Raw genomic sequence first — 24,312 nt, forward strand, 5'->3', positions numbered from 1 at the left:
CCAAAGAAGTCAGAGGCCGAGTGTTGTTAACAGCTGTCTCAAAATCTCTCTCTGGTCTTGGGACCACTCACTTCGCCGGCCGCGAAACAAAGTCGCTTGGCTGGCGTGAATCATCCCGTCTGACAGAATTTTCAGGCCATTGGCGCGCAGGGTTTCCCCGGTGGAGGTGATGTCGGCGATGGCTTCCGCGGTCTCGTTGCGGATCGTGCCTTCGGTGGCCCCTTGGCTGTCAACCAGCTGGTAATCGGCCACGCCATTGTCGCGCAGGAATTCCCGCACCAGCCGGTGGTACTTGGTCGCGATCCGCAGGCGGAACCCGTGGGTGGTGCGGAAGGCGGCTGCAGCGGCGTCCAGATCGTCGAGCGTATCAACGTCGACCCAACCGTCAGGCACCGCAATGATCAGGTCAGCACCGCCAAAGCCCATCTTGGCCAATTCAACCACTTGGCTGTCCCACGCCGTCAGTTTTTCACGCACAAGATCGGATCCCGTGACGCCCAGATGAATACGACCAGCTGCCAGTTCGCGCGGAATTTCTCCCGCCGACAACAACACAAGCTCCACACCATCAATGCCATCGACGTGGCCGGCATATTCACGGTCACTGCCTGATTTGGCCAAGGTAATTCCGCGGTCTTCGAACCACTTAAACGTCTTGTCCATAAGACGCCCTTTGGAGGGCACACCGAGTTTGAGGGTCATGCCACGTCCTCCGCTGCGATCACCAGAGCAGGGCGGATCACACCGCCCACAGCAGGAACGCCCGTGCCCCCGCCCAAGACAGTCGTCAGCGCGTCATAGCGCCCGCCGGTGGCCATGGGCGGCAGGTGCGGGGCTGCCGCTGACGCGAAGCCGAACACAAAGCCATCATAGTATTCCATCGACGTCCGGCCGAAGCTTGCCTCAAACATCAACGTCTCCACTGCAACCCCACGGGCAGCCAGCGCATCGCAGCGGGCCGCAAAGCCATCAACAGCTGCCGCAATCGACGGAAGGTCTACGGCGATATCACGCAAGGCAGACAAGGCATTTGGTGCAGTCTCCGCGACCGCCAGAAGCGCATCCAAAAGCGCACGTTCTTCGGATGAGACCGGTGCCGCTGCCGCGTCCTCTCTCAATGCATCAATGCGCGCCGTGATTTCCGCGTAAGAGCGCAGGCCCAAAAGCGCAGGCGCATCGACCATTGGATCCGCCTGAGCCAGAAGATCGGTCCGGTGTCTGGACGGTGGGGTGATCCCTTCGAACCGGTCCAACAGCGCCTTGAACCGTACAGGGCGCCACAGATGACGTTGCAAAGCCGCGCGGCGGCGTTCGGTCGTTTTCAGCCCCCGAACGGCGGCGCGCAAAATGCCAATGTCGCCCGTCACTGGGGTCGCGGCCACAGTGTTCAGCAGTCCCGCGATCGTCGCAAACACTTCTGCATCGGCGGCGGCAGGGTCGGTGCCGTCGAAGACCTCATAGCCCACTTGCACGAACTCTGTCGGGCGATCACCACCGTCTTCTTGTTTGCGGAACACTTTGCCCATGTAGGTGTAACGCGCAGGTTCTGCCCCGTGGGCCATGTGCGTCTGGACCACAGGCACGGTGAAATCGGGGCGCAACATCATTTCCCCGCGGGCGGGGTCCTGCGTCGTAAAGGCGCGCGCACGGATGTCTTCGCCATACAGATCCAAAAGCGTGTCGGCCGGTTGCAGATAATCCGCATCGGTCAGGACAGCCCCCTGCTGCGTCAGAACATCCGTATAGTTCCGCGCGCGGTCCCAGATCAGACGTGCTTGATCAAGGCTCACTTTGCCTGCTCCGCCAAAAGCGCGGTGATGCGGGCCACCAGATCATCGCGCGGAATTTCGAATTGCTGCGGACGTTCCGCCCATTCATCTTGCGTGGCGGTTTCCGCGATCTTGGCGCCAAGGATCAAATCCTTGATCTGAAGCGTGCCATTGGCCAACTCATCGCCACCTTGAATGATCGCAATGGGCGAATTGCGCTGATCGGCATATTTCAACTGGTTACCAAAATTCTTGGGATTGCCCAGATAAACCTCCGCACGGATGCCCGCGCTGCGCAGCTCGCTGACGATGGCTTGGTAATCCGCCATCCGGTCGCGATCCATGACAGTCACAACGACAGGGCCGGTGGTGTCGGTGGTCAAACGCCCCTTCATATGCAGCGCCGCCAACAGACGATCCACGCCAATGGACACGCCCGTCGCCGGGACCTCTTGACCGGTGAACCGTTTCACCAGATCGTCATAGCGCCCCCCACCAGCGACAGACCCGAAGGAGCGTGGACGGCCTTTATCGTCCTTGATCTCAAACGTCAGCTCCGCCTCAAACACGGGGCCGGTGTAGTAGCCAAGGCCACGCACAACCGAGGGGTCAATAATGATGCGGTCGGGGCCGTAGCCGCCCGCGTCCAGCAGATCTGCCATCTGCTGCAGTTCATTCACACCTGCCGCACCGGTTGCACTGTCCCCGATCGCCGCGCGCAAATTCGCAAGTGTGCCAGCGGTGTCGCCTGCCTTAGACGTCAAGAATGCAATGACAGGTTCGGCCTGCACCTCGGACAGGCCAACCCCGTCGATATAGGCGCCCGAGGCATCCAGACGCCCCTTGCCCAACAACTCGCGCACGCCAGCCTCGCCCACCTTATCGAACTTGTCGATCGTGCGCAGTACGTCAGCCTTTTGGGCCTCATCACCCAGACCCATGACCTCAAGCACGCCGTTCAACACTTTGCGGTTGTTGATGCGCACAACGTAGTCGCCGCGCTCAATGCCCACGGCCTCCAATGTGTCGGACAACATCGCACAGATTTCAGCATCGGCCGCGACAGACCCGCTGCCCACTGTGTCCGCATCACATTGATAAAACTGGCGAAACCGTCCAGGTCCCGGCTTTTCGTTGCGCCACACAGGGCCCATGGCAAAGCGACGGTAGGGGGTCGGCAGGTCATTGCGGTGCTGTGCGTAAACACGGGCCAAAGGCGCGGTCAGATCATAGCGCAGCGCCAACCAATCGCCTTTGCCCTCGGCGTCGTCCTCTTGCCAGGCAAACACCCCCTCATTCGGGCGGTCCACATCGGGCAGAAACTTGCCCAGCGCCTCAACCGTTTCAACACCGCTGCTTTCAAGGGCTTCAAACCCGTAGCGATGATAAACACCCGCGATGGTGCGCAGCATCTGCGTGCGTTGCGCAACTTCGGCACCGAAATAGTCGCGAAAGCCCTTGGGGGTCTGCGCCTTGGGACGGGGTGTCTTCTTGGTCTTGGCCATGACGTGGGGTCCTGCATCTGATCTGTCCGCGCTTTACCGCGCAGGCCCGCTCCGCGCAACCACAGCCTTCACCGCCGCGCCATTGGGGGCTTGGCAAACCGCCCCGAACCGCCGATATGACACCCATGTCCGATCAAACGCACCTCGAAGAAAAAATCGCCCACCTCACCCGCACCGTGGATGAGTTGTCCGACATCATCGCACGCCAAGAACGTGAGATCAGCCGCCTCACCCACCGCGTGCAAATGTTGATGGAACGCGAAGCCAGCCGCGAATACGACGCAGGCGGCTCCATCCCGCTGGCCGATCAGAAACCACCCCACTGGTAGGGCGGGGCCGCCCCTTCATCTGACCAGAAAAACTCAAATTCCAAGACGCGCAGCACGCGCAAACATCAGCCGTCTTTCACAGAAACAGCCAGAACAGATCCGTCATGCAACAGGATCTGCGCCCATTCAGTTGGCACAGCGCTGAACGTGCCGCCAAAGAAACTGTAGACAGAGATGAAATAGGTGTTGCGGTTCAGCCGGTCCGCCCGCGCACCGCACGGCTGCCCACGGCCTACACGACACACACTGGCCTTGATCGCCTCATAGGCATTGTCTGCCGTCGTGTAGGCAATCCGTTCGTTGCTGGGTTGATACCGGATAAATTCATGGGTCTGGATATCGCCCGCCACAGTCACAGCACCAGTAAACGTCCGCGCACAATTGTCTGCAAACCCTGTGATGTAGAACGGGCGTGGCGTTGTCAGGTTGGGGTTGGTGTCAAAGACAGTAAACCCGCCACCAGATCCCAGGGCGGTGCCCAAATCACGACGACCAACGCCGCACACCCGCGCAATCTGCGCAAACGGAAGTATTGTGCCGGCCTCGACATCCGTGGCGTCAGGGCCGGTGCGGGGCGCATCGCTGGCGCCGTCGCCGCCAAACAGCCCGCCAAAACGCGCGGGCGAAGGCGCGCGCGCAGGTGTCACCTCCGCCTCTGCGGTGCTGGATCGGTTACCGCGAAACAGTCCAAACAGGCCCCCGCGTGCAGGTGTGTCTGCCGCAGCGGCTGCGGGCTCTACGTCTGCGGTGGTGGCCACATCAGCAAGGGCGGCCGCCACGGCGGCGTTTGCAGGATCATCCGGCGTGCGGTTCAAAAGGCGCCCAAACAAACCGCCCTGCCCCGATGAGGTTTGCGTCGCCGCGACAGAGGCAGAAGGCGCGTTGGACGTCACCTCACTCAGACGGGCGGTGCCGTCCAACGGGTTTCCGCACCCTCCCAAAAAAGCGATCGCACCGATCCCGAAAACCAAACCACGCATGCCTGCCCCCCTCGTTGCCCTGTTCGGGTCTTCCCTAATGGCTTTCTATCGCTGTGCCCGCCTCAGGTCTACCGGTGCGTGCCCTCAGGCGAACATTCGCCGGTCGGCTTTGGTCTAGATTTCCAGCACTTCGACCACACCATTGAGGGACCGCAGCGCGCCCTTGATCTGCGGATTTACAGGGAAATCCTGATCCAACTCCAGATCAATTTCGCCCAGCTCCAGATCGTCGATCGTGAACCGGATGGGCCCCCGCCCGCCCTTGACCTTGTCGCGCAACGCATTGGTCAAGACATCGCTGACCGTGGGGATCGCTGCCGCATCCGAAATAAAGACCTGCAGCCCCGAAGATCCCGCATTGGCCACCGCCATATCCGCGGGCATCACGGACCGCCCCAACAATTTCAACTGCTCGGATTCCATCGTGGCCTCGACCGCAACGACCACCTGCGTGCCGGTTTCAAGATGGTCACGGGCGTTTTCCAAGGTGTCCGAGAACATCGTGACCTCGTATTGTCCCGTCGGATCGCTCAACTGTACAAAGGCAAACCGGTTGCCACGGGCAGATTTGCGTTCCTGCCGCCCGGCCACGGTGCCCGCCATCTTGGCCACATGGGGGCCCTTCTCGGCCTTGGCCATCACTTCATCTAGCGTCATCACCTTTTCGGTGCGCTTCAGCGCGGCCATATAATCATCCAACGGATGGCCGGACAGATAAAAGCCCACGGCCTTGAATTCTTCGGCCAACCGTTCCGCAGGCAGCCAGTCTGCGGCTGCACTCAGTCTTGGTTCCGGCAAATCATCGCCTGCCTCTCCAAACAGGCTGACCTGGTTGGAGTTTTTCTGGTCGTGAATTGCAGCAGAATAGCTGACCAAAGCATCAAGGCTGTCGAACACACGCCGACGGTTCGGGTCCAGCTGATCAAACGCGCCAGCCCGCGCCAACATCTCAAGAGGCCGCTTGCCCACACGTTTCAGATCGACACGGCGGGCCAAGTCAAACAGCGTGGCAAAGGGCCGTGTACCATCTGCGGTCCGCGCCTCAACGATCAGCTTCATCGCCTCGACACCGACGTTTTTCAGCGCCCCAAGGCCATAAACCAACTTGCCGTCCTGCACATCGAACGTCGCCAAAGACGTGTTCACGCAAGGGGCCACCCATGGCAGCTCCAGCCCCTTTTTGACCTCTTGGAAATACACCGCCAGCTTATCCGTGAGATGAATATCGCAATTCATCACACCGGCCATGAATTCAACCGGATGGTTCGCCTTCAACCATGCCGTCTGGTAGCTGACGACAGCATAGGCCGCCGCATGGGATTTGTTGAAACCGTAGTTGGCGAACTTGTCCAACAGGTTCCAAACCTCTAACGCCTTCTTGTCGTCGACCCCGTTTTCCTTGGCCCCGGCGATGAACTTGGGCCGTTCCGCGTCCATCGCCTCTTGAATTTTCTTACCCATGGCGCGGCGCAACAGATCGGCCCCGCCAAGGCTGTATCCCGCCATTTCCTGCGCGATCTGCATCACCTGTTCCTGATAGACGATGATGCCCTGGGTTTCATCCAGGATATGGTCAATCGACGGATGCAAGGTGTCCCGCTCAGACAGTCCGTTCTTGACCTCACAGAACTTCGGAATGTTCTCCATCGGGCCGGGGCGATACAGCGCCACGAGCGCGATGATGTCTTCAATACAGTCCGGTTTCATACGCCGCAGCGCGTCCATCATGCCGCTGGATTCCACCTGAAAGACAGCCACCGTCTTGGCCGCGGCGTAAAGTTTATAAGACGCCTCATCATCCAGCGGGATTGCGTTGATCTCGTTCACAGCACCCGCCGCAGGCTCATAAAGCTGCGTGCCATCCGCAGCAATGTGAATATCGCGACCCGATTTCAGGATCAGATCCATGGCGTTCTGGATCACCGTCAACGTCTTGAGGCCGAGGAAATCAAATTTGACGAGGCCTGCTTGCTCCACCCACTTCATGTTGAACTGGGTCGCGGGCATGTCAGATCGCGGATCCTGATACAGCGGCACCAGCGCATCCAGCGGCCTATCCCCGATCACCACGCCCGCCGCATGGGTGGATGCGTTGCGCAACAGCCCCTCGATCTGCTGGCCGTAGGTCAACAGGCGGTCCACGACCTCTTCGCTGTTCGCCGCTTCCCGCAGCCGCGGCTCATCGGCCAGCGCCTTTTCGATGCTGACGGGTTTGACGCCCTCGACAGGGATCATCTTCGACAGCTTGTCGACCTGCCCATAAGGCAGTTGCAACACCCGCCCCACGTCCCGCACAGCGGCCTTGGACAACAACGCCCCAAACGTGATGATTTGCCCCACCTTGTCGCGGCCATATTTGTCCTGAACGTAGCGGATCACCTCTTCGCGGCGGTCCATACAAAAGTCGATGTCAAAGTCCGGCATCGACACCCGTTCGGGGTTCAGAAAGCGTTCAAACAAAAGCGAATAGCGCAAAGGATCAAGGTCTGTGATCAACAGTGCGTAGGCCACCAAGGATCCCGCACCGGATCCCCGCCCCGGCCCCACAGGAATGGCGTTTTCCTTGGACCACTTGATGAAGTCCGCCACGATCAGGAAATAGCCCGGGAATCCCATCCCTTCGATGATCTTCAGCTCAAAATCCAGCCGCGCCTCATACTCCTCGACGCTCGCCGCGTGGGGAATAATCGCCAAGCGGTCGCGCAGGCCCTGTTCGGCCTGACGGCGCAGCTCCGCCACCTCATCATCCGCAAACTTGGGCAGGATCGGATCGCGTTTATTGGCCTTGAAGGCGCACCGCTTGGCGATTTCAACCGTGTTCGCCACAGCCTCCGGCAGGTCGGCGAACAACGTCACCATTTCCTCTTGCGATTTGAAGTAATGTTGCGGGGTCAGACGACGGCGCGGCTCATTCTGATCCACATACACCCCGTCCGCGATGCAGATCAGCGCATCATGGGCCTCGTAAATCTCGGACTTTGGGAAATACACATCGTTGGTCGCGACCAGTGGCAAATCCATTGCATAGGCCATTTCCACATGGCCCCGTTCGGACAAACGTTCCGCTTCGGGCAGACCGCCATCAACCGGATGCCGTTGCAGCTCCACATACAACCGGTCCGGATAAATCGCCGCCAACCGCGTCATCAAGGCTTCAGCCGCGGGGCGCTGGCCCGCGCGTAACAGCCGCCCGATGGGCCCGTCCGGCCCGCCTGTCAGGCAAATCAATCCACCTGAATATTGCGCCAATTCCTCCACCGTGACCTGCGGCAGCTGACCGCCCTTGTCGACGTAAAGGCACGAATTGAGCTTCATCAAATGCTCATACCCCGTCTCGGACTGCGCCAGCAAAACAACAGGCGCCGGATCCGGTGCACGCCCGCGCGGATCACCCCCGTCCATGGCGACATCGACCTGACACCCGATGATCGGCTGCACGCCCGCCTTGGCCGCATATTCCGAAAATTCCAACGCGCAAAACAGGTTGTTGCTGTCGGTCACAGCCACCGCAGGCATGCCCGCAGCCTCCGCCAAACCACTGAGTTTTTTGACAGGAACCGCCCCTTCAAGAAGGGAATATTCGGTATGGGTGCGCAGATGGATGAATCGGGGGTCAGACATGTGGGCACAGTACCTTGCCCACCCTGATCGCAAAAGGGGCATATGATGTGGCTTTATGACTTTCCACGCCTCAAAACTTAGCTGAATAACTAAGTATCTTGACACCGGACAAACGGGCGGCAATACTTAGCGTTATGGCTAACAAACTTGACAGCGCCTTCGCGGCCCTTTCCGATCCCACCCGCCGCGCCATCATTGAACGGCTGGTCACAGGCCCCGCAACGGTGTCCGACCTCGCAGCCCCGCACGATATGGCTCTGCCCACGTTGATGCGTCACCTCAAGGTTCTTGAAACCTGCGGCCTTGTGCGCTCGGTCAAGAAAGGTCGGGTGCGCACCTGCCACATCGAAGCTGGCCCCCTGATGGACGTCCAAGGCTGGCTTGAATGGCAACGCCGCGTCTGGGAAGGCCGCCTTGATCGACTCTCTGCCCTCGCCCATGACATCGACAGGAGCAATTGACATGTCCACCGACACCTTCACTTTCGACCGACAATTCCCCCTGCCACCCGATCGCATGTTCACCGTGATGACCGCGCCGGAATACCGCGAAATCTGGGGGGCACCCGACGACGGACAGGTCTTGCAAACGATATCGTCCGACTTCACCGTCGGCGGCACCGAACACCACCGCTGCGGCCCCAAAGAGGCCCCTGAGTTTGAGGTGATGACGCGTTGGTACAACATCGACGCACCCCATACCGTGACCTACACCGAAACCATCCACGCCGGCGGCATGGCCCTTGGCGCAGGTCTGGTCACCTACGTGCTGACGCCTGCAGGCACGGGGACCGATGCGACGATCACCGTCGCCGTGGTCTCCTTCGTGGGCCCCGAAATGATCGATGAATTTCGCGCGGGCTGGACAGGCGGGCTTGCAAAACTGGACGCCTTGGCGGCCAAACAGGCCAGCTGACGCGCGGGCGCACTCTTGCCAAACGCCCCCAATCGCTATTTCATAGGCGCAAGGCAGGGTCTACGCCGCATCGGCCCTGCAGGATTGGCCAACCCAGTACCGCGGCGGATACTGCCATGAATGTGACGTTTCTTCTGAACGGAGAGACCACCCGGGTGGACACCCACCCGACGCAAACCCTTTTGGATTGGCTGCGCGAAGATCGCCAACTCACAGGGACCAAAGAAGGCTGCAACGAAGGCGATTGTGGCGCGTGCAGCGTCATGGTGACGGATGCCAAAGGTGCGCGCACCCTGAATGCCTGCATTCTGTTCATGCCCCAACTGCACGGCAAAGCCGTCCGCACCGTTGAAGGCCTCGCCGCCCCTGACGGCACCCTGCATCCGGTGCAACAGGCTATGGTGGATCATCACGGCAGCCAGTGCGGGTTTTGCACCCCAGGGTTCGTGGTCTCCATGGCCACGGGCCATTTAGAAAACCGCACCGATCATGATGACGTGCTTGCAGGCAACTTGTGCCGCTGCACCGGCTACGCCCCGATCATCCGCGCCGCCCGCGCCGCCGAAGATGCACCCGTGCCCGATCACATGCGCGACACCCCCCTTCATCTGACCCAAAAAACTCAAATCCCGGCCCCTCAAACAAGCGACGACCTGGCCGACTGGTGCCTCGCCCACCCCGAAGGCACCCTGATCGCGGGGGCCACCGATGTGGGGCTTTGGGTGACCAAGGATTTCCGTGATCTGGGCGAGGTCGCGTTTCTGAACCAATGCGCCGACCTGCAACAAATCGACGATCTGGGCGAACACCTGCGCATCGGCGCGGCGGTCACGATGACAGACGTTCTGGCCGCCCTGCGCCCCCTGCATCCGTCTTATGCAGAGATGGTGCGCCGGTACGGATCGGAACAGGTCCGCAATGCGGCCACAATCGGTGGCAACATCGCCAATGGGTCGCCCATCGGGGACAACCCGCCCGCCTTGATTGCACTCGGCGCCACGCTGCACTTGCGTCACGGCGACACGCGGCGTGACATGCCGATTGAAGACTTCTTTATCGACTACGGACAACAGGACCGACAGAGCGGTGAATTCGTCGAAGGCGTGACCATCCCCAAATCGGCCCCCGCTTTGCGCTGCTACAAACTCAGCAAACGGTTCGATCAGGACATTTCGGCCGTCTGCGGCTGTTTCAATGTCACAGTAGAGACTGGCACCGTCACAGACGCCCGCATCGCCTTCGGCGGAATGGCCGGCACGCCCAAACGTGCAGACAAAGCACAGGCCGCCCTTATCGGACGCGCCTGGGCGTCTGAAACCATTGAGGCCGCGGCGCAGGCCCTGAAAGAAGACTTTACCCCTCTCAGCGACATGCGCGCCTCGGCGGACTACAGGATGCAGGCCGCTCAGGGTCAGCTGCGCCGATACTTTGAAGACCTCAACGGGGCCCAGACCGATGTGTTGGAGGTGCGGACATGAGTGTTGCAAAACCCCTCCCCCACGATGCGGCCCGTCTGCATGTCACCGGCCAGGCACGGTACGTGGACGACATTCCCCTGCCCCAGGGCACGCTGCATCTGGCCTTTGGGGTCAGCCGGATCGCGCGCGGTCAAATCAAAGCGATGACCCTCGAAGAGGTGAAGACAGCACCTGGGGTGGTGGCCGTTCTTACTGCTGATGATTTGCCCTTTGCCAACGATGTCTCGCCCTCCGTGCATGATGAACCTCTGCTCAGCGATGGGCCCGTGCACTACATGGGTCAGCCCCTGTTTGTGGTTGCCGCCACGTCGCACCGCGCCGCGCGCATGGCCGCGCGGTTGGGCAACATCACCTATATCGAAGAGACCCCGATCCTGACCATCGAAGACGCTTTGGCCGCCGATGCGCGGTTTGAAGACGGCCCGCGGGTCTATGAAAAGGGCCGCGTTGACGCAGCCCTCACCCAGGCACCCCACCGGCTTCAGGGCCGGATTGAAATGGGCGGTCAGGAACACTTCTACCTGGAAGGTCAAGCCGCCCTCGCCCTGCCACAAGAAGGCGGCGATATGGTGGTGCAGTCGTCAACGCAGCACCCGACCGAAATCCAGCACAAGGTGGCCGAAGCCTTAGGCGTTCCCATGCACGCTGTCCGCGTTGAAATCCGCCGCATGGGCGGGGGCTTTGGCGGCAAGGAAAGCCAAGGCAACGCCTTGGCCGTGGCCTGCGCTGTGGTTGCGGCCCAATCGGGCCGCCCCTGCAAAATGCGCTACGACCGCGATGACGACATGATCATCACTGGCAAACGTCATGATTTCCGGATCGATTATGATGTGGGATACGACGCGCAGGGGCGCATCCTCGGGATTGATTTCACCCACTACACCCGCTGCGGCTGGGCCCAAGACCTGTCGCTGCCCGTGGCGGACCGTGCCATGTTGCACGCAGACAATGCCTACCTTCTGCCTGCCGCGCGCATCACATCCCACCGACTGCGCACCAACATGCAAAGCGCCACTGCCTTTCGCGGGTTCGGTGGACCACAGGGCATGCTGGGGATTGAACGGGTGATGGACCACGTGGCCCATGCGCTGGGACGCGATGGGGCTGAGGTGCGGCGTATCAATTACTATGCAGCGATGACCGAAAGTGCGGATGCCTCCGGCGGAGGTATTTTTGACCCAAAGAAACAGCCGACGCTGTCCACCGAAGACCTCGCGTCTCGTGGTGCCGTCCGAGCCTCCAGCGGGTCCGGCGGGTCTGCGCGCTTTGGCGGGGCGTATTCTGCGGTGCCAGAGGATGCGGAAAACACCACACCCTACTCCATGCCGGTCACGGATTTCATTTTGCATGAGATGACCGATCAATTGCTGGACACCGCGGATTATGATCGCCGAAAGGCCGATCTGGCTCGTTGGAATGCGCAGAATGAAACGCTCAAGAAAGGGATCGCGTTTAGCCCCGTCAAGTTCGGGATTTCCTTTACTTTGACGCATCTTAATCAGGCGGGGGCGTTGGTGCATGTCTACCAGGACGGGTCGATCCATCTGAACCACGGCGGCACCGAGATGGGACAGGGCCTGTTTCAGAAGGTCGCGCAGGTCGCGGCCGCGCGGTTTGGGGTGAATGTCGCGGCGGTCAAGATCACCGCGACGGACACCGGCAAGGTGCCCAACACCTCTGCCACGGCGGCCTCAAGCGGGTCGGATTTGAACGGAATGGCCGTGCAAGCCGCTTGTAGCACCATCCGCGACAGGATCGCCGCCTGTCTGGCTGAGCTTCACGGTTGCTCGGTTGAGGAGGTTGTCTTTGACGGCGGGGACGTGCGCGTGGGCGGCGTGCAGATGTCCTTCGCCAAGGCTGTGCAAACCGCCTATGAGAACCGCGTCAGTCTGAGTGCCACCGGGTTCTACAAGACACCCGATGTGGCGTGGGACAGGATTGCAGGCAAAGGACGCCCGTTCTTTTACTTCGCCTACGGGGCAGCGGTGTCGGAGGTGGTGATTGATACGCGCACCGGCGAAAACCGGTTGCTTCGTGTTGACCTTTTGCATGATGCGGGCGCGTCGCTGAACCCTGCGTTGGACATCGGCCAGATCGAGGGCGGGTTTGTGCAAGGGGCCGGTTGGCTGACCACGGAAGAGCTTGTCTGGGATGACACCGGCCGGTTGCGCACCCACGCGCCCAGCACCTACAAGATCCCCGCCTGTTCGGATCGGCCCGCCGTGTTCAACGTCGCTCTTTGGAACGCCGCCAATCCGGCGCGCACGGTCTATCGGTCCAAGGCCGTTGGGGAGCCGCCGTTTATGCTGGGCATCTCGGCCCACCTTGCCTTGGCCGACGCCTGTTCGGCCTGCGGGCCCCATTTCCCCGATCTGCAAGCCCCCGCAACAGCCGAAGAGGTGCTGCGGGCCGTGGGACGGGCCCGCGGGTGAGCGGCGTCATCACAGTGACTGTGGCCCAAACCCGTGGGTCCGTGCCGCGGGAAGAAGGGACCGCTATGCAGGTCACGCCGCACGGGCAAAGCGGCACAATCGGGGGCGGCGCGCTGGAGTATGAGGCCGCCCGCATCGCCCGGCAGATGTTGGCAGACGGACGCGACACGCAGGAACGAACGTTCCCCCTTGGCCCCGATTTGGGCCAGTGCTGCGGTGGGTCCGTCACTTTGATGTTTCAAGCGGGTGAGACGACGCGGGCCCCAACCGCACCCCCGTTGTGGATTTGGGGCGGCGGACACGTGGGCCGGGCCCTGGCCCATGTCATGGCCCCGTTCGAGGACCGCACCATCACGGTCATCGACACCACATCAGACCGGATGCCCCCGCTGCCAAGCGGCGTTCTGCCCCTTGTGGCACATGACCCCCTTCGTGTCGTGGACCGCGCGCCGCAAACGGCGGACCACATCATCGTCACCTATTCCCACGCCCTTGATTTGGCCTTGTGCGACGCTCTTTTGCGGCACGGATTCGGGAGTTGCGGATTGATTGGTTCGGCGACCAAATGGGCACGGTTTCGACGGCGACTCGCCTCTATGGGGCATGAAGATGCACAAATTACACGCATTGCCTGTCCAATAGGCGATCCCACCCTCGGAAAGCACCCGCAGGCCATTGCTGTTGGCGTTGCAGCTGCGCTAATCTCTCCCATGGCGACGCACGCCATAGGGGAAAAGACGGGATGACACAGGCCACCGGCGATCAGGCCTTAATGGTGCTCGATGGGCTGACCAAAGCCTACCCGGGGGTCATTGCGAACAAGGACGTCTCTTTTGAATTGAAACGGGGTGAGGTCCACGCGCTTTTGGGTGAAAACGGCGCTGGAAAGTCCACGTTGGTCAAGACGATCTACGGACTTGTGAAGCCGGACAGTGGCACCATGACGTTGGCGGGCCGCCCCTTTGCGCCCAGTGATCCCCACACGGCGCGGGCCAGCGGGATTGCCATGGTGTTTCAGCATTTTTCGCTGTTTGACGCGCTGGATGTGGCCGAAAATGTCGCCCTTGGCATGGAAAATCCGCCCCCCTTGCGGGATCTGGCGCAGCGCATTCGGGATGTGTCTGAAACCTACGGGCTTCCGTTGGATCCGACGCGCACGGTGGGCGATCTGAGCGCGGGCGAGCGGCAACGGGTCGAGATTATTCGCTGTTTGCTGCAGGACCCAAGCGTTCTGATCATGGACGAACCGACAAGTGTTCTGACCCCGCAAGAGGTTGATATCCTTTTCGAAACCCTGCGCAAATTGCGCGATGAGGGCACGGCGATCTTGTATATTTCCCACAAGCTGGAAGAAATCCGCGCGCTGTGTGATCACGCGACGATTTTGCGGCTGGGCGCCGTTGTGGGCACCTGCGACCCAAAGTCAACGAGCGCGCGGGACATGGCGGAAATGATGGTCGGTGGCAGCCTGCATGTACCGGAACGCGAGGCACGGCCTGCGGGTGATATGCTGATGCAGATCAAAGGGTTGTCGGTTAAATCACCGTCAGAATTTGGCACGTCCCTGAAAGACATCTCGCTTGAGGTGCGTGCGGGCGATGTGTTGGGGATCGGCGGCGTGGCGGGCAATGGTCAGGATGAACTGCTGGCCGCCCTTTCGGGGGAGATTACGGCCGGTCGGGGTCAAATTTTCTTTAAGGATCAAGATATTGGTAAGCTGAAGCCGGATGCGCGGCGGGGCCTGGGACTCTGTGCAGCACCTGAGGAACGGATGGGTCATGCGGCGGCCCCCGACATGTCCTTGGTCGAGAACGCCGCGCTGACCGCACGCAAGCGTAAGAACCTGACACGAAAGGGTTTTTTGGACTGGCGCGGCGCGCGGAGCTTTGCGGATGAGATCATCAAACGGTTTGATGTGCGCACGCCGGGGTCGGGGAATGCGGCGCGGTCGTTGTCGGGGGGGAATTTGCAGAAATTCGTCATCGGACGGGAAATTCTACAAGACCCGCAGGTCCTGATCGTCAATCAGCCCACGTGGGGCGTGGATGCCGCTGCCGCCGCGTCGATCCGGCAGGCGCTGCTGGATTTGGCGGCCAAGGGCGCCGCGATTATCGTTATTTCCCAAGACCTTGATGAGCTGATGGAGATTTCGGACAGCTTTGCCGCCCTCAACGAAGGGCGGCTGTCGGCCCCGCGTCCGACACTGGGTTTGACGGTGGAAGACATCGGTTTGATGCTGGGGGGTGCGCACGACATGGAGGTGGCCCATGTTGACTGATTTTGGGCGTATGGTTTGCGTATGGCTGGCGTATGGCACGCGTATGGCAGCCAAGCTGGCAAGGCCGTTCATGAGATCGGAAATGACACGATGCTGAGCCTTGAAAAACGCCCCCAGCCGAGCCGGACATGGACGCTGGCCTCACCGATTGTGGCTGTCCTTTTGACGATGATTGCAGGGGCTGGATTGTTCGCCGCCCTTGGACAGGACCCCATCGAGGCCCTGACCAAGATTTTCTATGAGCCGCTGTTTGGCGAGTTCAGCTTTTTCTATCTGCCGCAGCTGTTGATCAAGGGCGCGCCGCTGGTGGCCATTGCGCTGGGGCTGTCCATCGGGTTTCGGGCGGGCATCTGGAACATCGGCGCGGAGGGGCAATACATCATCGGTGCGCTGTGCGGCGCAGGCGTGGCCTTGGCCTTGTATCCGAGCGAGGCGCGCTGGCTGGTGTTTCCGGCCATGTTGCTGGCCGGTGCACTGGGCGGATTTGCCTGGGCCATGATCCCCGGGCTGTTGCGGGTGCGGTTCGGGACGAATGAGATCCTCGTGTCGTTGATGCTGGTCTACGTGGCAGAGCAACTGTTGGCGTCCATGGCGCTGGGTCTGATGCGCAACCCCGACGGACAAGGCTTTCCGGGATCACGGAACATGGCGCGCATGGATGCGGCGACATCCTGGATTGATCAGTCGAACGGCATGCATTGGGGCGTGGTAATCGCGCTGATCGGGGTGATTTTCGTCTATGTGCTGTTTGCCAAACACATCCTTGGGTTTCAAATCAAGCTGGCGGGGCAAGCCCCCCGTGCGGCGGCCTTTTCGGGTGTGAACCCTGCACGGCTGGTGTTGTTTTGTCTGGGCGCCTCGGGCGCTTTGGCGGGTTTGGCCGGGTTGACCGAAGTGGCGGGCCCGTCGGGCATCGTGTCGATTGATTTCAACGTGGGCTACGGGTTCACGGCGATCATCGTGGCCTTCCTGGGGCGGTTGCATCCGGTGGGCATTTTGCTGGCGGGCACTTTGATGGCGTTGACGTACATCGGCGGCGACGTGGCGCAATCGTCTTTGGGCCTGCCCGGGGCGGCCATTCAGGTGTTCCAGGGCATGTTGCTGTTTTTCCTGTTGGCTGTGGATGTGCTGACCAACTACCGCGTGCGACTGCGCGAGAGGGGGGCGGCATGATGATCCTTCGATGTGACGGGCGTTTGGCCAACCGGCCCTGCGGGGCGAGTTTTTTGGGTCAGATGAAGACGGGGCGTTTGATCACGGCGGGCGCGTTAACCTTAATCACATGTGAACGGGAGCGGTGCTGATGGATTTCGGTGGGGTCAATCCCGTTCTGCTTTTGGCATCGTTGATGGTGGCGGCGACGCCCATCATGTTGGCGGCCATCGGTGAGTTGGTGGTGGAACGTGCGGGGGTTTTGAACCTGGGCGTGGAAGGCATGATGATCGTGGGGTCTGTGCTGGGGTTTGTGGCGGCGACGGGCACCGATTCTGCCTGGGTCGGGTTTGTCGTGGCGGCCTTGGGGGGTGCGGGCATGGCGGTGCTGTTTGGGGTTTTGACGCAGTTTTTTCTGTCGAACCAGGTGGCGACGGGGCTGGCGCTGACGTTGTTTGGGTTGGGCCTCGCGTCGCTTATGGGACAGGGGTATTTGGGCATCAAGGCGCCAAGTTTTCCTGATTGGCATATCCCGGTGTTGGGCGACATTCCGGTCATTGGGCCGATCGTGTTTCAACATGATCCGATGGTTTATGTGGGCTTGGGTATTGTCGCGGGGGTGTGGTGGTTTTTGAACCGGACACGCGGCGGTTTGATCCTGCGCGCGGTGGGGGAAAACCACGAGGCGGCCCATGGGCTGGGCTATTCGGTGCGCCGTGTGCGCATGTTGGCGATCATGTTTGGCGGGGCCTGTGCGGGGCTGGGCGGGGCCTATCTGTCCATCGTTCGGGTGCCGACCTATGCGGAGGGGCTGACCGCCGGTGCGGGGTGGATTGCCCTGGCCATTGTGGTTTTCGCCAGCTGGCGGCCCGGGCGTCTTTTGCTGGGTGCCTATCTTTTTGGCGGGGTGACCGTTTTGCAGCTGAACCTGCAGGCGGCGGGGGTTGCCATTCCGGTCGAATATCTTTCGATGAGCCCGTATATTGCCACCATTCTCGTTTTGGTCATTATGTCGGCTGGCGGAGCGCCGGGGTCACTTGGCAAGACGTTCCATGCCTCACGGTGAGGCGAAATCACTATCCACAGGGGGATACCTATGTTGAGAAGAACACTTATGGCGACGGCAGCCGCAACAGCGATGCTGGGCGGGATGGCCATGGCAGACGGGCACGAGCCTGTGAAGGTCGGCTTTGTTTACGTTGGCCCGATCGGTGACGGCGGCTGGACCTATGAGCACCATCAGGGGCTGTTGGCCGTGCAGGAAGAATTCGGCGATGCGGTTGAGACCGTGTTCGTGGAAAGCGTGCCAGAAGGCCCCGATGCTGAGCGTGTGATGACGCAGATGGCGCTGGAAGGCGCGGACCTGATTTTCACCACGTCTTTTGGCTACATGGACCCGACGATCAATGTCGCGGCCCAGTTCCCCGATGTGCGGTTTGAGCATGCGACGGGTTACAAGACAGCCGACAACGTGTCCAACTATTCGGCCCGTTTCTATGAGGGCCGCGCTGTGCAGGGCCACATTGCGGGTCAGATCACTGAGAGCAACACCATCGGCTATATCGCGTCCTTCCCGATCCCTGAGGTTATTCGCGGCATCAACGCAGCCTATCTGCATGCCAAGGAAGTGAACCCGGATGTCGATTTCAAAATCATCTGGGTCTACACTTGGTTTGATCCCGCCAAAGAGGCCGATGCGGCCACGACGCTGATCGAACAGGGTGCCGACGTGATCTTGCAGCACACCGATTCCACGGCCCCACAGGCTGCGGCGGCTGCGGCCAATGAGGCGGGGGCCAAGGTTTACACCTTTGGCCAGGCGTCTGACATGATCGAGTTCGCGCCGCTGCCGCGGGTGTCGTCCATCATCGACAACTGGGCGCCCTATTACATCGAACGCACGCAAGCTGTGATCGATGGCACTTGGGAATCCGTTTCCACATGGGACGGCATGGACACTGGCATGGTGGAAATCGGTGAGATGACCGATGCGATCCCAGAAGACGTCCGCGCCTCTGCCCAAGAGATGATCGATGCGATCACGGCGGGCGACTATCACCCGTTCACTGGCCCGATCAACCGTCAAGACGGCACGGTCTGGCTGGCCGAGGGTGCCACCGCTGAGGACTTCGGTGATGACGGTATTGCTGGCATGAACTTCTACGTGGAAGGCCTGACGGCTGAAATTCCTCAGTAAAACACGCCCGTCCTGACGATTTGAAAGGGCCTGCCTTGCGCAGGCCTTTTTTGCGTCTATGTCACAGCTGAACAGGCCCATTGTTTACGGGCGTAAAGACATATAATTCTGGGTCGAATTGGACAGAGGGGATGTAATGATGGATGGACAGACCGCCGACGCCGACCGTGCATCCCTGACACACCCCCGACGGCTGGGCGCGCTGGACAGCTCCGGCCTGATGGACAGCCCAGAAGAGGCGATTTTCGACCGCGCCGTGAAATTGGCCACACAGCTGACGGGGCGGCCTGTGGGCCTTGTGTCCTTGGTGGATGGCACACGTCAATTCTTTAAGGCGCAGATCGGCCTGCCTGCCGAAACCGCCGCGGCGCGCGAAACCCCGTTGTCGCATTCGTTTTGCCAACATGTGGTGACGTCCAATGCGCCGCTGGTGGTCAACAACGCATATGAGGACCCGCGGGTGCGCGACAATCTGGCGATTCGCGATTTGGATGTGGTCGCGTATCTGGGCGTTCCGGTGCACGATCCCAATGGCGAAACACTTGGGTCGTTTTGTGTCATCGACAACAAGCCACATGAGTGGACGGAGGCCGAAATGGCCTCCCTGCAAGACCTGAGCGTCATGATTGAGACGGAATTGCGCCTGCGTAAGATCGCCCAGCAACGGGAAATGCTGATCAGCGAGATGAACCACCGTCTGAAAAACGTCTTTGCGCTGGTGGCGGGGATGGTGCGCCAATCCGCGCGTGAAGCAACCGATATCAAAGACATGAGCGGCAACATCACCGGGCGGTTGCAGGCCCTGTCTGCGGCCCATTCGCTGATCCTGCCGGACGCAACGGGCACCGATACCGAAGTGTCGTTGCGCGCCCTGACCGATACCATCCTTGCACCCTACCCCGGCGGTCAGGCCGTTGTGCGCGGGGATGAGATTTTTCTGGGGCCCAAGGCGGCTGTGGCCTTCGCGTTGTCGCTGCATGAACTGGCGACCAATGCAGCCAAATACGGTGCGTTTTCGGAAAACCTGGGCCGGGTTGAGGTCGCCTGGAATGTGGACAGCGACCGGTTAACGCTGACATGGCGGGAAGAAATGCCCCTTGAGGTTGAATCGATTGTCAATGAGGCGGGCTTTGGATCGCGTTTGTTGCAGATCAATGTTGAGGCCCAGTTGGGCGGCAAGTTGACCCGTGAATTGACGGCAAAGGGGGCCCATGTGTCCTTGGCTGTGCCGGTGGCCTCTTTGGCTGAATAGAACGTCGGGCCTGCCCCTCTTGAAAGGGCTGGTGGCCTGATACGGTCTGGTTTTACAGTGCCCGCAAAGCACGAGGGCCGGATGACAGATTTCACCACACAAGACGGACGCCCTGCGGGTCACGGTGTTTACGGGACCATGCAGTGGGGGGGCACCGCAGACGCCACCGCCGCCGCAGAGATGTTTGACGCCTGTCTGGGCGCAGGCATCCGACATTTCGATACGGCGGCTTTGTACACCGGCGGCCAATCGGAAGAGATTTTGGGCGCGTTGGTGGGCGCACGGGGCGATATTTTTGTGGCGACCAAGGCCGCCTATGATGTGCCTGCCACGCCGGAGAACCTGCGCGCCTCGGTGCAGGTGTCACAGGAGAGGTTGCAGCGGGACGCGATTGATCTGCTGTATCTGCACCGGTTTGACGACACCACGCCCCTTGAGGTGACGTTTGAGGCTTTGGCCGGATTGCAGCAAGACGGGTCCATCCGCCACATCGGTGTCAGCAATTTCGCCGCCTGGCAGGTGATGAAGGCGCAAGGGATTGCGGCGTCGCTTGGCACCCGCATTGATGCGGTGCAACCGATGATGAACCTGGTGAAACGTCAGGTTGAGGTCGAGCTGCTGCCTATGGCGGCGGATCAAGACATCACCGTTTGTGCCTATTCACCCTTGGGCGGCGGGCTGTTGACGGGCAAATACGCGGTGGCGGGATCGGACGGGCGGTTGTCCTTTGATGACCGCTATGCCGCGCGCTATGGCCAGCCCTGGATGCATGAGGCCGCCGTGGGGCTGGCCGAGATCGCAGCGAATATGGGTGTGGCCCCTGCCAGCTTGGCCGTGGCGTGGCTGCGCGCCCACGCGCCGCAGGTGCAGCCCATTGTGTCCGCGCGGTCGGCCGAGCAGTTGGCGCCGTCTTTGGCGGGGCTTGCGATGACGTTGGAGGCGGCAGTCTATGCGCAGATCACGGCCCTGTCGCCGGCCCCGCCCCCCGCCACGGACCGGATCGAAGAGGCATGATTGATTTTCTGGTCATCGGGGGCGGCATCGCGGGCTGTTCGGTTGGCGCCCGCCTGTCGGACTTGGGCCGCGTGGTGCTGTTGGAACGCGAAAGCGCGCTGGCCTATCACGCGTCGGGCCGGTCGGCTGCGATGTTCGAAGAAAGCTATGGCCTGCCCAGCACCATCGCCCTGAATGAGGCCAGCAAGGCCTACCATTTTGAGGCGCACGGCGGTGTCGTGTCCCCCCGTGGCCTGATGCTGATTGGCACCGATGACACCCGCGCCGCGTTTGAGGCGGATCTGGTGTCCATGCGCATGCATGAGGTGACGGTGGAGGAAGCGCGGGCGATGGTGCCGATCCTCAATGACACGGTCACACGGGTGGGTCATCACGCCGAGGCGTGGGATCTGGACACAGACAAACTGGTGCAGGATTTCGCCCGCGACGTCCGGTCAGCCGGTGGAGACGTGCGCACGGGCGCCGAAGTGACGGCGATTGCGCGCACGGGCGCGGGCTGGCAGGTGACAGCGGGAGCGGAGGTGTTCGATGCGCGGGTGCTGGTCAACGCGGCGGGCGCTTGGGTGGATGAGGTCGCCAAGATGGCGGGTCTTGCGCCTTTGGGTGTCACACCGCTGCGCCGGTCCATGGCGCGGATCCCGGCCCCCGGCGGGCACGACGTGTTGGGCTGGCCGATGATGTTCGGGCCAGGCGAAAATTGGTATGCCAAGCCCGACGCGGGCGCGCTGATCGTGTCCCCCGCAGAGGAGGTGCCCATGCCGCCGATGGATGCTTGGGCCGACGACATGACCTTGGCCGAAGGATTGGCCCGGTATGAGGCGCATGTGACCGAACCGGTGACGCAGATGTTGTCGAACTGGGCGGGGCTGCGGACGTTTTCGCCCGACCGCAATCTGGTGCTGGGGCCGGACCCGCAGGATGCGGCGTTCGTATGGATGGCAGGACAAGGTGGCTACGGTTTTCAGACAGCCCCTGCCGCAAGTCAGCTGGTGGCCGATCTGGTCGGGGGCCGGACGCCACAGATCGCGGCCGATATGGTCGCCCGCCTGCGCCCTGACCGGTTTGACCGCGGTTAGGGTTTTCCTCCATTGATTGGTGCGCCGATCCCCCGCAAGCTTGGGAAAGTTTGATGGGAGAACACAGATGAACCGTTTTATGTTTGCCGCCACAGCGGCTGTGATGGCCGGACTTTTGCCCGCCATGGCCCTTGCCGATGATCGGTTGGACCGGCTGGAAAATGTCAGTGAACAGGCCAACGCCGTGATGATTGGCCTGATGGCCAAGGAAATGCAGATAGATGCGGACGGCATGGCCCAGATGGACGAGGTTTTGGCAAAGATGCAGTGGGACGAACGCATGCGTGGCGTCGGGACTTGCATGCTTGCGGCCTATGAAGACGAGGTCGGGTCAGGCGGCGTCGAAGATCTGCTGGACGGAATGGAAGAGGCCATTGCTGCCATGGAAAACGCCGAAAGCATGGACGATCTTGATGCGATCAGTTCATTTCAGCCCGAAGGGATCAGCGAAGACCGCTCAATCGAGATTTCGACAGACTGCGGCATGCTGAGCGTTCAGATGGAAATGATGGACGAAAGCGGCTTTATGGACCTGATGCTGGGGGCCGCGATGGCTGACGGTTGATTGGGGCGTCTGATCTTGGGGCCGCTTATCTGGGGGCGGGGCCTTAGGCCACCGCCGCCATCAATTCCCATGATCGCAAGGTCGCGAAGGGCAAATCGCATTCCCCGTCGTGCAGGATCGTTTCAACAGGCAGGCCCTCGGCAAAGATCACGCCCTGCTGGGCCAGAGAGATTTGCATGTAACTGATGGGGGCCATCAGCGCCTCGGCCGCGCCGATCACGCGGATATCCTCGTGGCTGATGACCAATGATTTGGCCCGCACCAGAACGGCGTCTTCGCCAAACATCAACGGCACGCGGATGTGTTCGAACACCACGCGATGTTGCGGCCCGATCGCCAGATCGGCGTAGGGCAGACCAAAGCCCATGGCCCCTTTCGGGATCAAAACGGGACGGTGCGCGCGCTCAGCCGGGGCGGCGAAGGCCTCTCGCAGGTCGGTGACGGGTTGGGGGCCATCGTCGCGGGTGGTGACCAGATCACCGACGGCCAGATCGGACGCGCGGCGCAGACCGGTGGGCGTTTCGATCCGGGCGTCAGGGGTGATGCCAAAGGCGGCCACCCAAGGCGAAAGCGCCTGCAAAGACGGTTGGAATTTCATCTGCTCGGCCCTTCTGTTCGTTGACCTGTTGACCCTGTGTTAACCCTGCAAGGCGACAGGTTTTGGACCGAAATGTGGCATTTGAGGGTGAAAGATGGGGGCCGCTTTGCACGATCAGGGTTTGACCCTGCGGCACGGACGGGCAATTGTCCGGCATGTTTGATACGAATTCTGCCCTTGGCCGACGGGTGAACACCATGGTCCGCGAATTTGCGGATCACATGCGATTTACCGGCACCCCACAGGTGTCGCGGGTGTTCGTGTCACCCGTGGCGCCTGACGAACGTCAGGTGTTTCGGGTGGCGCTTGGGGACGAGGTTTTTGCGATGAAGATCGATACGACCTCCGCCGAGACGGGACGTCTGCAAGACGAATTTGCAGGCCTTGAAGCGCTGAGCGCGCATTTCGCGAACTACGACAAGTTGGGCACGGCCACACCGATTTATCTGTCGCCTGGGGGCGCGTTTTTCGTGATGGATTATCTGGCCCATCAGACGGCCGGGCAAAGGTTGCAGGGGCGTGAGCAAGACCAAACCGCGCGACAGGTGTATCGACGTGCGGGCATGTGGCTGTCCGCCTTGCATGACTTCAAGCCCAAGAAAAAGGGCCAGTTTCATGGCCGCTGGATGTTGGTCGAGATCGATGAGAGGTTGGCCGCAGGCCAGATGCAGGCCCCGCGCGATTTGGTCGAACGCTACCGCGCGCAGCTGAGCCAACAGGTGGAAACCACCGGAAACACCAAAGATATCCGCGCCTGGTGCCATGGCGATTTTCACAGCGAGAACATCATGATGGGGCCGGGCATGACCTACGCCTTTGATCTGACGGAAACGCGGATGAAGATGGCGCTTTACGATGCGGTTGATTTTCTAAAGGTCGACGTGTTTCGCCCCTATGGCGCAGGCGACGTGGATCCATCCGGCTTGATCGCAGCACACCGTGAGATGTTTTTCAAAGGCTACAAACCGCCCGTCAAACAGCACCTGTTTGAAATCGCCATGCGCGGGCGGCTGTTGATCGATTGGGTCGACATAAGCCGTCAGGCCTACACGACCAAAGACGTGGACCGACGGCGGTATGACCGCATCGCCCCCCGTCTTGAGATCGCGTTCGGGTTGTCACGCTGACGCCCCCCCACCCGCGCCGCGGAT

At 61.1% G+C, this 24,312-nt stretch carries 21 protein-coding genes; 15 read left to right on the forward strand and 6 right to left on the reverse strand.

Going from position 1 to position 24,312, the window contains the following annotated elements:
* Positions 1 to 9: 9 nt before the first annotated feature.
* The 3 genes from hisG to hisS are packed head-to-tail and all read right to left on the reverse strand — an operon-like array spanning position 10 to position 3,274.
* Complete coding sequence (gene hisG, locus PSJ8397_RS13215) at positions 10 to 702, reverse strand: ATP phosphoribosyltransferase (protein WP_085865082.1); 693 nt, start codon at positions 700 to 702, stop codon at positions 10 to 12.
* Positions 699 to 1,790, reverse strand: coding sequence for an ATP phosphoribosyltransferase regulatory subunit (locus PSJ8397_RS13220; protein WP_085865083.1), 1,092 nt, complete (start codon positions 1,788 to 1,790; stop codon positions 699 to 701). The genes hisG and PSJ8397_RS13220 overlap by 4 nt, the downstream gene beginning before the upstream one ends.
* Positions 1,787 to 3,274 (reverse strand): histidine--tRNA ligase, encoded by a 1,488-nt coding sequence (gene hisS / locus PSJ8397_RS13225; protein WP_085865084.1) that lies wholly within the window; start codon positions 3,272 to 3,274, stop codon positions 1,787 to 1,789. The genes PSJ8397_RS13220 and hisS overlap by 4 nt, the downstream gene beginning before the upstream one ends.
* A 125-nt stretch (positions 3,275 to 3,399) precedes the next feature.
* Here hisS and PSJ8397_RS13230 point away from each other — a divergent pair, with 125 nt between their 5' ends.
* On the forward strand, positions 3,400 to 3,603 hold the full coding sequence (locus PSJ8397_RS13230; RefSeq protein ID WP_085865085.1) for a SlyX family protein: 204 nt from the start codon (positions 3,400 to 3,402) through the stop codon (positions 3,601 to 3,603).
* 65 nt (positions 3,604 to 3,668) lie between these two features.
* Here the strand turns inward: PSJ8397_RS13230 and PSJ8397_RS13235 are convergent, their stop codons facing one another.
* Both PSJ8397_RS13235 and dnaE read right to left on the reverse strand, forming a co-directional pair.
* A complete protein-coding gene (locus PSJ8397_RS13235; RefSeq protein WP_085865086.1) occupies positions 3,669 to 4,583 on the reverse strand; it encodes a hypothetical protein in 915 nt (304 codons plus the stop codon).
* A gap of 114 nt (positions 4,584 to 4,697) precedes the next feature.
* Positions 4,698 to 8,204 carry a DNA polymerase III subunit alpha gene (gene dnaE / locus PSJ8397_RS13240; RefSeq protein WP_085865087.1) on the reverse strand — a complete coding sequence of 1,169 codons (3,507 nt, stop codon included), beginning with the start codon at positions 8,202 to 8,204 and terminating at the stop codon, positions 4,698 to 4,700.
* Positions 8,205 to 8,338: 134 nt separating this feature from the next.
* Here dnaE and PSJ8397_RS13245 point away from each other — a divergent pair, with 134 nt between their 5' ends.
* The 13 genes from PSJ8397_RS13245 to PSJ8397_RS13305 all read left to right on the forward strand — a co-directional run bounded on the left by PSJ8397_RS13245 (position 8,339) and on the right by PSJ8397_RS13305 (position 22,563).
* A complete protein-coding gene (locus tag PSJ8397_RS13245; protein ID WP_085865088.1) occupies positions 8,339 to 8,665 on the forward strand; it encodes an ArsR/SmtB family transcription factor in 327 nt (108 codons plus the stop codon).
* A 1-nt stretch (position 8,666) separates the two neighbouring features.
* Positions 8,667 to 9,119, forward strand: a complete 453-nt coding sequence (locus PSJ8397_RS13250; protein WP_159453151.1) for an SRPBCC domain-containing protein — start codon at positions 8,667 to 8,669, stop codon at positions 9,117 to 9,119.
* A 116-nt stretch (positions 9,120 to 9,235) separates the two neighbouring features.
* Entirely contained in the window at positions 9,236 to 10,597 is a 1,362-nt protein-coding gene (xdhA, locus tag PSJ8397_RS13255) for a xanthine dehydrogenase small subunit (RefSeq protein ID WP_085865090.1), read from the forward strand.
* Positions 10,594 to 13,029: a xanthine dehydrogenase molybdopterin binding subunit gene (gene xdhB, locus PSJ8397_RS13260; protein ID WP_085865091.1), complete on the forward strand. Its 2,436-nt coding sequence runs from the start codon at positions 10,594 to 10,596 to the stop codon at positions 13,027 to 13,029. Before xdhA ends, xdhB begins: the two co-directional genes overlap by 4 nt.
* Before the next feature lie 65 nt (positions 13,030 to 13,094).
* On the forward strand, positions 13,095 to 13,775 hold the full coding sequence (xdhC, locus tag PSJ8397_RS13265) for a xanthine dehydrogenase accessory protein XdhC (protein WP_235000749.1): 681 nt from the start codon (positions 13,095 to 13,097) through the stop codon (positions 13,773 to 13,775).
* Positions 13,772 to 15,307, forward strand: a complete 1,536-nt coding sequence (locus tag PSJ8397_RS13270) for an ABC transporter ATP-binding protein (RefSeq protein WP_085865093.1) — start codon at positions 13,772 to 13,774, stop codon at positions 15,305 to 15,307. Before xdhC ends, PSJ8397_RS13270 begins: the two co-directional genes overlap by 4 nt.
* 90 nt (positions 15,308 to 15,397) lie before the next feature.
* Entirely contained in the window at positions 15,398 to 16,480 is a 1,083-nt protein-coding gene (locus PSJ8397_RS13275; RefSeq protein ID WP_085865154.1) for an ABC transporter permease, read from the forward strand.
* A gap of 130 nt (positions 16,481 to 16,610) precedes the next feature.
* A complete protein-coding gene (locus PSJ8397_RS13280; protein ID WP_085865094.1) occupies positions 16,611 to 17,525 on the forward strand; it encodes an ABC transporter permease in 915 nt (304 codons plus the stop codon).
* Between the two features lie 30 nt (positions 17,526 to 17,555).
* On the forward strand, positions 17,556 to 18,656 hold the full coding sequence (locus tag PSJ8397_RS13285) for a BMP family ABC transporter substrate-binding protein (protein ID WP_085865095.1): 1,101 nt from the start codon (positions 17,556 to 17,558) through the stop codon (positions 18,654 to 18,656).
* Positions 18,657 to 18,792: 136 nt separating this feature from the next.
* On the forward strand, positions 18,793 to 19,908 hold the full coding sequence (locus tag PSJ8397_RS13290; RefSeq protein WP_085865096.1) for a GAF domain-containing protein: 1,116 nt from the start codon (positions 18,793 to 18,795) through the stop codon (positions 19,906 to 19,908).
* A gap of 81 nt (positions 19,909 to 19,989) precedes the next feature.
* On the forward strand, positions 19,990 to 20,922 hold the full coding sequence (locus tag PSJ8397_RS13295) for an aldo/keto reductase (RefSeq protein WP_085865097.1): 933 nt from the start codon (positions 19,990 to 19,992) through the stop codon (positions 20,920 to 20,922).
* A complete protein-coding gene (locus PSJ8397_RS13300) occupies positions 20,919 to 21,998 on the forward strand; it encodes an NAD(P)/FAD-dependent oxidoreductase (protein WP_085865098.1) in 1,080 nt (359 codons plus the stop codon). Before PSJ8397_RS13295 ends, PSJ8397_RS13300 begins: the two co-directional genes overlap by 4 nt.
* 67 nt (positions 21,999 to 22,065) lie before the next feature.
* Positions 22,066 to 22,563: a hypothetical protein gene (locus tag PSJ8397_RS13305; RefSeq protein ID WP_085865099.1), complete on the forward strand. Its 498-nt coding sequence runs from the start codon at positions 22,066 to 22,068 to the stop codon at positions 22,561 to 22,563.
* A gap of 43 nt (positions 22,564 to 22,606) precedes the next feature.
* On the opposite strand, the gene PSJ8397_RS13310 is transcribed toward PSJ8397_RS13305, so the two are convergent.
* Positions 22,607 to 23,161 (reverse strand): Hint domain-containing protein, encoded by a 555-nt coding sequence (locus tag PSJ8397_RS13310; RefSeq protein ID WP_085865100.1) that lies wholly within the window; start codon positions 23,159 to 23,161, stop codon positions 22,607 to 22,609.
* A 155-nt stretch (positions 23,162 to 23,316) separates the two neighbouring features.
* On the opposite strand from PSJ8397_RS13310, the gene PSJ8397_RS13315 reads away from it, so the two are divergent.
* Positions 23,317 to 24,288: an aminoglycoside phosphotransferase family protein gene (locus tag PSJ8397_RS13315; RefSeq protein ID WP_085865101.1), complete on the forward strand. Its 972-nt coding sequence runs from the start codon at positions 23,317 to 23,319 to the stop codon at positions 24,286 to 24,288.
* The last annotated feature ends 24 nt before the right edge of the window (positions 24,289 to 24,312 follow it).

The sequence above is a fragment of the Pseudooctadecabacter jejudonensis genome, assembly GCF_900172275.1.
Lineage (GTDB): Bacteria > Pseudomonadota > Alphaproteobacteria > Rhodobacterales > Rhodobacteraceae > Octadecabacter > Octadecabacter jejudonensis.

Bases quoted from the DNA above. Each gene is read 5' to 3' on its own strand.
- hisG (WP_085865082.1), bottom strand. From the start codon at position 702: ATGACCCTCAAACTCGGTGTGCCCTCCAAAGGGCGTCTTATGGACAAG.
- hisS (WP_085865084.1), bottom strand. From the start codon at position 3,274: ATGGCCAAGACCAAGAAGACACCCCGTCCCAAGGCGCAGACCCCCAAG.
- PSJ8397_RS13230 (WP_085865085.1), top strand. From the start codon at position 3,400: ATGTCCGATCAAACGCACCTCGAAGAAAAAATCGCCCACCTCACCCGC.
- PSJ8397_RS13235 (WP_085865086.1), bottom strand. From the start codon at position 4,583: ATGCGTGGTTTGGTTTTCGGGATCGGTGCGATCGCTTTTTTGGGAGGG.
- dnaE (WP_085865087.1), bottom strand. From the start codon at position 8,204: ATGTCTGACCCCCGATTCATCCATCTGCGCACCCATACCGAATATTCC.
- PSJ8397_RS13245 (WP_085865088.1), top strand. From the start codon at position 8,339: ATGGCTAACAAACTTGACAGCGCCTTCGCGGCCCTTTCCGATCCCACC.
- PSJ8397_RS13250 (WP_159453151.1), top strand. From the start codon at position 8,667: ATGTCCACCGACACCTTCACTTTCGACCGACAATTCCCCCTGCCACCC.
- xdhA (WP_085865090.1), top strand. From the start codon at position 9,236: ATGAATGTGACGTTTCTTCTGAACGGAGAGACCACCCGGGTGGACACC.
- xdhB (WP_085865091.1), top strand. From the start codon at position 10,594: ATGAGTGTTGCAAAACCCCTCCCCCACGATGCGGCCCGTCTGCATGTC.
- xdhC (WP_235000749.1), top strand. From the start codon at position 13,095: ATGCAGGTCACGCCGCACGGGCAAAGCGGCACAATCGGGGGCGGCGCG.
- PSJ8397_RS13270 (WP_085865093.1), top strand. From the start codon at position 13,772: ATGACACAGGCCACCGGCGATCAGGCCTTAATGGTGCTCGATGGGCTG.
- PSJ8397_RS13275 (WP_085865154.1), top strand. From the start codon at position 15,398: ATGCTGAGCCTTGAAAAACGCCCCCAGCCGAGCCGGACATGGACGCTG.
- PSJ8397_RS13280 (WP_085865094.1), top strand. From the start codon at position 16,611: ATGGATTTCGGTGGGGTCAATCCCGTTCTGCTTTTGGCATCGTTGATG.
- PSJ8397_RS13285 (WP_085865095.1), top strand. From the start codon at position 17,556: ATGTTGAGAAGAACACTTATGGCGACGGCAGCCGCAACAGCGATGCTG.
- PSJ8397_RS13290 (WP_085865096.1), top strand. From the start codon at position 18,793: ATGATGGATGGACAGACCGCCGACGCCGACCGTGCATCCCTGACACAC.
- PSJ8397_RS13295 (WP_085865097.1), top strand. From the start codon at position 19,990: ATGACAGATTTCACCACACAAGACGGACGCCCTGCGGGTCACGGTGTT.
- PSJ8397_RS13300 (WP_085865098.1), top strand. From the start codon at position 20,919: ATGATTGATTTTCTGGTCATCGGGGGCGGCATCGCGGGCTGTTCGGTT.
- PSJ8397_RS13305 (WP_085865099.1), top strand. From the start codon at position 22,066: ATGAACCGTTTTATGTTTGCCGCCACAGCGGCTGTGATGGCCGGACTT.
- PSJ8397_RS13310 (WP_085865100.1), bottom strand. From the start codon at position 23,161: ATGAAATTCCAACCGTCTTTGCAGGCGCTTTCGCCTTGGGTGGCCGCC.
- PSJ8397_RS13315 (WP_085865101.1), top strand. From the start codon at position 23,317: ATGTTTGATACGAATTCTGCCCTTGGCCGACGGGTGAACACCATGGTC.